1 protein-coding gene is annotated in these 246 nt (G+C 61.0%); it reads left to right on the top strand.

Features of this window, described 5'->3' with window-relative positions; genetic code table 11:
* Positions 1–246 (top strand): hypothetical protein (locus tag G3O06_RS49905; RefSeq protein WP_277403810.1); only part of this gene is annotated, 246 nt, incomplete at both ends.

Genomic DNA, 246 nt, shown 5'->3' with positions numbered 1-246 from the left:
AGCGACGAAACGTTGCTGTCCGTCGTGCTCAAGCCCGTCGAGATCGAACTCACCGAACTATTGGTCGTGCTCAGACCCGTCGACAACGACGACACGCTGCTCGTCGTCGTGCTCAGGCCCGTCGACAGCGACGAAACGTTGCTGTCCGTCGTGCTCAAGCCCGTCGAAATCGAACTCACCGAGCTATTGGTCGTGCTCAGACCCGTCGACAACGACGACACGCTGCTCGTCGTCGTGCTCAGGCCC

This window comes from Burkholderia sp. Ac-20345 (genome assembly GCF_017104825.1).
In the GTDB taxonomy this organism is placed as follows: Bacteria; Pseudomonadota; Gammaproteobacteria; order Burkholderiales; family Burkholderiaceae; genus Burkholderia; species Burkholderia lata_B.
Note: the sequence above shows the minus strand (reverse complement) of the source record. Positions and strands in the feature narration are given on the sequence as shown.